Source organism: Acidimicrobiales bacterium (genome assembly GCA_035316325.1).
GTDB lineage: Bacteria > Actinomycetota > Acidimicrobiia > Acidimicrobiales > VFJN01 > DASXTK01.
On the sequence record DATHJB010000061.1, the window covers coordinates 38925 to 46376 of the forward strand.

A 7452-nucleotide genomic window follows, 5' to 3' on the forward strand; every position below is an offset into this window, starting at 1 on the left:
CTCGACGACGACGAGCGCATCGCCTCGCGTAGGCCACCCCACCCGAAATCTCGACAGAACGCGTCGCTATGGCGCCACCTCTGTCGAAGTTTCGGTCAGGAGAGTCGGTCGCGGAGGTCGCGCTTGAGGAACTTGCCGGCGGCGTTGCGGGGCAGGGGGTCGTCGAGGACGAGCCAGCGGGAGGGCACCTTGAACGGCGCCAGGCGCTCGCCCAGGAACGTCTCCAGCTCGCCGGTGTCGACCGTCGCCCCGTCCCGGGGTACGACCGCGGCGGCCACCTCCTCGCCCAGGCGCTCGTGGGGCACGCCGAACACCGCGGCCTCGTGCACGCCCGGGAACTCGTAGATCGCCGCCTCGACCTCGGCGGAGTACACGTTCTCGCCGCCTCGCAGCACCATGTCCTTCACCCGGTCCTCCACGTAGACGAAGCCGTCCTCGTCGACGCGGCCCAGGTCGCCGGTGTGGAGCCAGCCGTCGACGATCGCCTCGGCGGTGGCGTCGGGCCGCTTCCAGTAGCCCCGGATGAGGTGCGGTCCCTTGAAGCAGATCTCGCCCCGCTCCCCGACCGGCAGCGCCCGGCCCGAGGGGTCCTGGATCGAGATCTCCAGGATCGGCACCGAGCGGCCGGTGCTGGTCGGATGGGTGACGTAGTCGTCACCGGAGTTCTGCGGCCCGTAGGCGTTGGTCTCGGTGAGGCCGTAGCCGATCGACGGGCGGCCCCGGGCGAACCCGGCCTCCACCCGGCGCACCAGCTCCGGGGGTGCCGGCGCCCCACCGCCACCCACGCTGACCAGTGACGACGTGTCGTACTCGCCGAACCGGGGGTGCTCCAGCAGGTCCCACGCCTGGGTGGGCACGCCCACGAAGTTGGTGACCCGCTCGGCCTGGATGTGCTCCAGCGCCTTGCCCGGGTCCCACTTGCGCATGATCACCAGCTTCAGCCCCGCCAGCACGCACGACAGCAACACCGCCACGCACCCGGTCACGTGGAACAGCGGCACGATGAGGATGAACACCGTCGGCTGGGCGGCGATGTCCTCGGCGTCGGACGGGCTGCGCAGGCGCGCCACCGTCGACCGGCAGGCGAACGCCATCAGCGACTGGGTGACGGCCCGGTGCGTCGACACCGCGCCCTTGGGACGGCCGGTGGTACCGGAGGTGTAGAGGATGGTGGCGTCGTCGTCGGTGCCGACGGCGACCTCGGGCATGGGCGCGCCCGGCTCGACCACGTCCTCCCAGCGGTGGGCGCCCTCGGGCACCGCGCCCTCCCGGCCCTCGCCCTCGCCGCCCCGGGCGACCACCAGGTCGATCCCCAGCCGGGCGCACGACGCCGCCGACCGCCGGGCCCGCTCGGGATCGGCCAGCAGCACCTTGGGGCCGGAGTCGTCGAGGGCGAAGTCGAGCTCGTCGGCGGTCCACCAGCCGTTGAGCGACACCGAGACGGCGCCCACCGACACCGCGGCGGCGAAGCCCACCACCCACTCGGGCAGGTTGCGCATGGCGATCGCCACGCGGTCGCCCCGCTCCACCCCGAACCGCCCCACCAGCGTGGCCGCCAGGGCGTCGACCTCGGCCATGAAGCGCTCGAACGTCCAGCGCTCGTCCTCGTAGACGAGGAACACCTGGTCGCCCCGGCTCCGGCACAAGCCGAACAGCGCGCCCAGAGTGGGCGGGGCGTGCTTGAACACGGTCTGCTCGATGCCCTCGACCACCACCTCGGTGGTCTCGAACACCGCACCCTCGGCGGTCGCCGTGGCGACGGCGTCGTCGTAGCTGAGGCCTGTCACGGCGGCAAGCTACCGGACCTGCCCCCGATCGGGGGCAGGTCCGGAACGAGGGTTGCTACCGCTACCGGCGCCGGTCGACGGTGATGTCGGACTTCACCACCGTGATGCCCGGCACCGTGTCGGCCGCCATCGACGACGTGACCGGGAACGTGCCCTGCGACTCGCCCCGCACGAACACGACGTAGGAGAAGGCGTCGCCCGGCTCCGCATCGGTGCTGGTGACCCGCAGGTCCTCCGTCGGGAGCGTGGCGACCATGTCGCCCTCGCCGAGCACGTTCTCGGCGCCGACCAGGAAGTCCTGGCCGCCGTTGGTGGGCAGGTTCGCCGGGTCGTAGGCGTAGGTGATGTCCTCGACGCCGTTGATGCCGATCCAGGTCTGGAAGACCTGCAGGTCGGTGGTGCCGAAGACGTTCACCCGGTGCTCGACGACGATCCAGTCGCTCACCCCGTCGGTGAGGGTGGCCACGAAGATGCCGGCGGTGCCGGTGCCGTCGAGGTCGGTCCAGAACGGCGCCAACACGTTGTTGGGCCGGGCCGGGTCGGGACCGTCGGGCAGGTTGCAGCAGTTGTTGTCCTCGGTCGCCCCACCGCCGACCACGACGTAGCCGTTGGAGTCGACGCCGATCCGGCTCCACGTCTCACCCGCGAAGTCGAACGGTGCCGTGTTGAAGTTGACGATCTGCTCGTCGCCGACGGCGACCGGCGTGATGCCGAAGGTGTCGAGCGGCAGGTAGCCCGCCAGGCTGCCCGGATCGACCGCCGGGACGCCCGGACTGCGTCCGGCCAGCGGCACGTCGAGGGCCTGGGCGTTCCGGTTGTCGACCCAGTCGGCGTTGCCATCGGTGCCGGCGACCCGCAGGCCCCCGGTGACCTCGGTGAAGAGATCGGCCGTGGTGTCCTCGGCGCTGTTGTTCACCGCCTGGACGGTGCACGCCGAGGTGCCGCCCCGCTGGATCGGGTTCGGCGCACAGGTCTGCGTCAGCGACACTTCCGCCTGCTGCGGCACGAAGGCCACGGGCAGGTGCATGTCGGAGCCGCGCTGGGCGTCGATGTCGATCTGCCCGAACTGCTGCGGACCGGGGACCGGCGCCTCGATGGTGATGCTCAGCGTGGCGGTGCGTCCCGGGGCCAGCGTGAAGTTCTTCGGCGACACCGTGATCTTGGCACCGGAGGGCGCCGACGTGCTCACGGTGAACCTCTGCCGCCGGCCGCTGACGTTCTCGACCACGCGGGTGGTGGAGAGCTCGCCCGGCATGACCGGGGCGTTCACGGACGGCAGGTTGAGGTGCACGGCGTTGACCGGGTCGTTGCCGAGGGCGAAGAAGTTGTCGGCGGTCTCGTCGAACGACAGCGGCGCGGTGCCGGCGGTGCTCAGGTCGATGCGGCCGGCGCCCATGTCGAACGGATCGGCCGGGGTGACCTCGTCGTGCTTGACCACGTCGGTGACCGCGGTGGTCATGAGGGCCGACTTGATCTGGCCCGGCGTCCAGTCGGGGTGCAGGTCGGCCAGCAGGAGCGCCGCGCCCGCGGTGTGGGGCGACGACATCGACGTGCCGGCGATCGACTGGAAGAGATCGCCCGGCGGCGGGGCGCTGGCCAGCGGGTCACCGGGGAACGGCGAGGCGCCGGCCAGGATCTGCAGGCCGGGGGCGGTGACGTCGGGCTTGATGAACAGCCCGCCCGGACCACGGGACGAGAACGCGGTCATCACGTCGCCCTGGCTCTCGGCCGCCTCGCCCCGGGCGAACGACCCCGTGACGCCGGTGTGGCCGTTGAGGAACGCCAGGAAGTCGGCACCGTCGGCCAGAGCGACCGTCGGGATCCAGTGGCTGTCGCTCATCATCTCCATGAGCGTCGGGTTGTAGAGGATCATCCCCTCGGCCCCGCCCTGCAGGACGTTGAAGCCCTTGAGCACCCGGTTCGGGCCGCGCTCGCAGGCCACGATCTTGCCGTCGAACAGGCCGGCGGGCGCCGGGGTGGTGCAGAGGGCGTTGTTGTACCCGGGGGCCGTCGCGGCGAGCACGACGGGCAGCGGCGAGTCGATGCCCTCACCGGTGATCGAGGTGCCGTCGACCGAGAACGTGTCGCCGTTGCCGGCCGTCAGGTTCAGAGTGGTGGTCCACTGACGGTTCTGGGAGGAAGCGCCGATGGTGGTGACCCACGGTGAGAGGTGGTTGGCGGTGCCCGCACCGGGGCCCTCGTTGCCGGCCGAGGCCGACACGAGCACGCCCGCGGCGTAGGCATCCAGGAAGGCCAGCTCCGTGGAGTCGGAGAAGGGCTGGGTGCCACCGGAGATCGAGTAGTTGATCACGTCGACGCCGTCGAGGATCGCCTGCTGCACGGCTCGCGTGGTGTCGGACGAGAAGCAGCCCCCCGGGCCGCAGACCTTGTACTCCATCACCCAGGCGCCGGGGGCGAGGCCGTGGATCGCGCCCCGGTCGACGCCCTGCACGGGCGACTCGTCGACGGCGTTGCCGGCCGACGTGGACGCGGTGTGGGTGCCGTGGCCGTTGCTGTCGCGGGCGGTGCCCGCCAGCGGGTCGTCGCCCTGGAAGGCGTCGTAGTCGTCGGTGAAGTGGGCACCGCCGATGAGCTTGTCCTGGCAGGCGAACACGTCGGCCGCCGGGGTCAGCGGGTTGTCGCCGTAGTTGCACTCGCGGGTGCCGCCGCCGGCAGGGGCGGGCGGGGCGGCGAGGTTGCCGAGGTCGGCGAACGACGGGTGCTCCGGCCAGACGCCGGTGTCGAGGTTGCCGTAGATCACGCCCTCGCCGGCGTTGTCGGTGGTGCCCAGGGCGTCGTACACCGCAGGAGCGCCGAGGAAGTCGGGGCTGTTGTCGGTGAGCACCTTGTTGAGGGCGTTCGCCTGGACCGCGACCACGCCGTCGACCTTCAGCAGGTCCTTCACCTTGTTGGCGGGCACGGTCGCCGACACGCCGCCGTAGACCACGTCGAGCGACGAGCCCACGTCGACCTGGGGCACGGCGGCCTCCAGGTCGGCAACGATCTCGGCCTTCCGGTCGTCGACGTAGCCCTGGTAGGCGCGCTCGGCCTGGGACCGCCCGGTGAGATCCTGGCCGGTGACCGACGGGCTGGTGGCGGCGAGGTCGTCGACGCCGCCCTGGTAGGTGGCGACCGAGTCGTAGTCGAGCTTGATCATCACCCGGGCCGACGCGGCGTCGGTGCGGGCGACGAGGGCCTCGTCGCTCTGGGCGAGCTGGCTCGTGGGTGCCTTGTCGGCGGACACGACGTCCGTCGGTGTGAGCGTTCCGGCCGACGTGAAGTCGGGCGCCTCCTGCGACGCGCCCGGCGCCGCCAAGATCCCGAGCATCAGTGCGGCCGCGGTAACGAACCCGACGAACCGTGAGCGGTGTCCCATGCCTGTCTCCCCCTAGGGCCCAGATCGTCTCCGTCCACCTCAGAGACGGCACGCATCGTAATGCAGCGACTGCAACCCACCGCCAGGGTCAATCCATAAAAAGGTGCGAATTTCGCGGTCTTTCGCGCTGTCCGTCGTCCGATCGCACGATTCGCGGCTGATCTTCGATACGAACGGCCGGCTACCGCGGTGCGTCGACCGACATTTCGTTCAGTTGCGGCAGCACCGAGGTGGCCAACATGTCCAACGTACGGCGGGCGCTGGCGTCGTCGTGGCCGAGGACCATCGAGCAGTCGCCGACGCCCATCGCCGCGAAGCGGGCGAGGCCGTCGGCCAGCCGGTCGGCCGAACCGGTGAGGACGTGGCGGTCCACCTGCACGCCGTCGGGCACGTGGCCCGGCTCCCCCGCCTCGACGTAGATGCGGTGCGCCAGCAGTCCGCCGCCCCCGTCGAACCACCGGGCGGCGAGGGGCGCCAGCTCGTCGGGCAGGGCGCGGGACGCCTGGTAGGGCAGGTCGCGGGCGAGGGCGAGGCGCATCGTGGCGGCGCCGCCGGCCAGCCAGATGGGTGGCCCGCCGGGTGTGTGGGGCGCGGGTGACAGCGGACCGTCGCCGGACAGCCGCTGCTGGAGGATGTGGAGGCGGAGGCGCAGCTCGGCGCCGCGACGCTCGGGATCGATGCGCCGGTACACCAGCTCGTCGGGCCAGAAGCCGGCCGCGACGGCCAGGACGAAGCGGCCCTCGGTGAGGTGGTCGAGCGTGGCCGCCTCCCGGGCCAGCCAGTCGACGTCGCGCAGCGGCAGCACCGCCGCGGTGATCCCGATCCGGGCGCCGGGGAAGCGACCCGACAGCCACGCCAGCTCGGTCAGCGACTCGAGGCCGCCCCGCCAGCCGGCGAAGTCGGGGCGGCGGAACATGCCGTCGCCCAGCCACAGCGTGTCGATGCCGGCGGCGACCGCGGCGTCGGCGAACGCCAGGGTGCTCGCCCGGTCGGACCCGTACGGTGAGACGCCCAGCCGCATCGATGTCGCCCGTCAGCCGGCCGGGAGGGTGAAGCGGGCGACCTCGGCGAGCGCGTCGCCCATGGTCGCCACGATGGCCTCGAACTGCTGCTTGCCCCGCTCGGCCGAGGCGCCGGTGGGGTCGCCGATCACGCCGCTGGGGCCGAAGTCGTCGGACGTCCAGCCGAAGGCGACGGGGCCGCCGAAGCGAACGTGCCGGTAGGCGGACAGGCCCTCGGGGACGTGGCGGGTGGCGGCGCCCATGTCGACCAGGTCGGGCCGCAGGTGCAGCACCAGCGACGTCTCGCCCAGGCCGCCGTGGATGCCCATGCCCAGCTCCTCGATGGTCGATGCCCCACCCTGGTCGGGCGGCACGCCGGGGTGCAGCAGGAACGTCGACAGTCCGTGGTGCAGGCGCAGCTCCCGCAGGGCCACCGACAGCAGCGACGAGTTGCCGCCGTGCCCGTTCACGAACGCCAGCCGCCGGGTGGGCAGCATGGCGATCGAGCGGCCGACGTCGTTGAGCACCTTGAGCAGCGTCTCCGGGCCCAGCCACACCGTGCCCGGGCACCAGGCGTGCTCGTTCGACTTGCCGTACGCCAGCGGCGGGAGCACCCACAGGTCGAGCTCGTCGCCCCGCTCGGCGACCACCGCGTCGACCACGCTCTCGGCGATCAGCAGGTCGGTCGACAGCGGGAGGTGCGGGCCGTGCTGCTCGACGGCGGCGATCGGCTGGATCACCACCGAGGCCGGGCTCAGCCGCTCGGCGATCTCGGGGGCCCGTAGGTCGGCGAGACGGCGCATCGCCCGGCACGGTACCGGTGGCGTCCGGACGGCGGCCGGGACGAAACGAGGAGTTCACGCTGTCGTGACCTGGGGTCGGCATCCTTCGTGGGTGCTGCGGGTGACGGGTGCCGAGCTGGTGTGGACGGGGGTCCGGGAGGTGCCGGGCGGCGAGGTGCTGTGCGGCGACGACGGCCGGGTCGTGGGGTCGCTCGACGGCGGCGCGGCGGCGCTCGACGCCTCGGGGTGCGTGGTGACGCCGGGGCTGGTGAACGCCCACCACCACCTGCTGCAGTCGGCCTTCCGGACGTCGCCGGCGACCCGGCACGTCCCCATGTCCGAGTGGCTGGCGGCGATGGCGGCCGACTACCGGGCCGTGGGCGTCGACCAGGAGCTCGTGGGTGCCGCGGCGTCGGTGGGGCTGGCGGAGGCGCTGCTGTCCGGGGTCACGACCGTGGCCGACCACCACCTCACCTGGCCGGCGGGGTCGGTCGACGACGACGTGG

Annotated in this window: 5 protein-coding genes; 1 reads left to right on the forward strand and 4 read right to left on the reverse strand. The window is 72.3% G+C overall.

Features of this window, described 5'->3' with window-relative positions; genetic code table 11:
• Positions 1-95: 95 nt before the first annotated feature.
• The 4 genes from VK611_08620 to VK611_08635 form a co-directional block, all read right to left on the reverse strand.
• The gene (locus tag VK611_08620) at positions 96-1787 is read right to left on the reverse strand and encodes an AMP-binding protein (GenBank protein HMG41380.1); all 1692 of its coding nucleotides are present in this window, start codon (positions 1785-1787) and stop codon (positions 96-98) included.
• 61 nt (positions 1788-1848) lie between these two features.
• Positions 1849-5115 carry a S8 family serine peptidase gene (locus VK611_08625; GenBank protein HMG41381.1) on the reverse strand — a complete coding sequence of 1089 codons (3267 nt, stop codon included), beginning with the start codon at positions 5113-5115 and terminating at the stop codon, positions 1849-1851.
• A 229-nt stretch (positions 5116-5344) separates the two neighbouring features.
• Positions 5345-6184: an LLM class flavin-dependent oxidoreductase gene (locus VK611_08630; GenBank protein ID HMG41382.1), complete on the reverse strand. Its 840-nt coding sequence runs from the start codon at positions 6182-6184 to the stop codon at positions 5345-5347.
• Positions 6185-6196: 12 nt separating this feature from the next.
• Positions 6197-6967, reverse strand: coding sequence for a creatininase family protein (locus VK611_08635; GenBank protein ID HMG41383.1), 771 nt, complete (start codon positions 6965-6967; stop codon positions 6197-6199).
• 64 nt (positions 6968-7031) lie between these two features.
• Here VK611_08635 and VK611_08640 point away from each other — a divergent pair.
• Positions 7032-7452 (forward strand): amidohydrolase family protein (locus VK611_08640; protein ID HMG41384.1); only part of this gene is annotated, 421 nt, incomplete at its 3' end.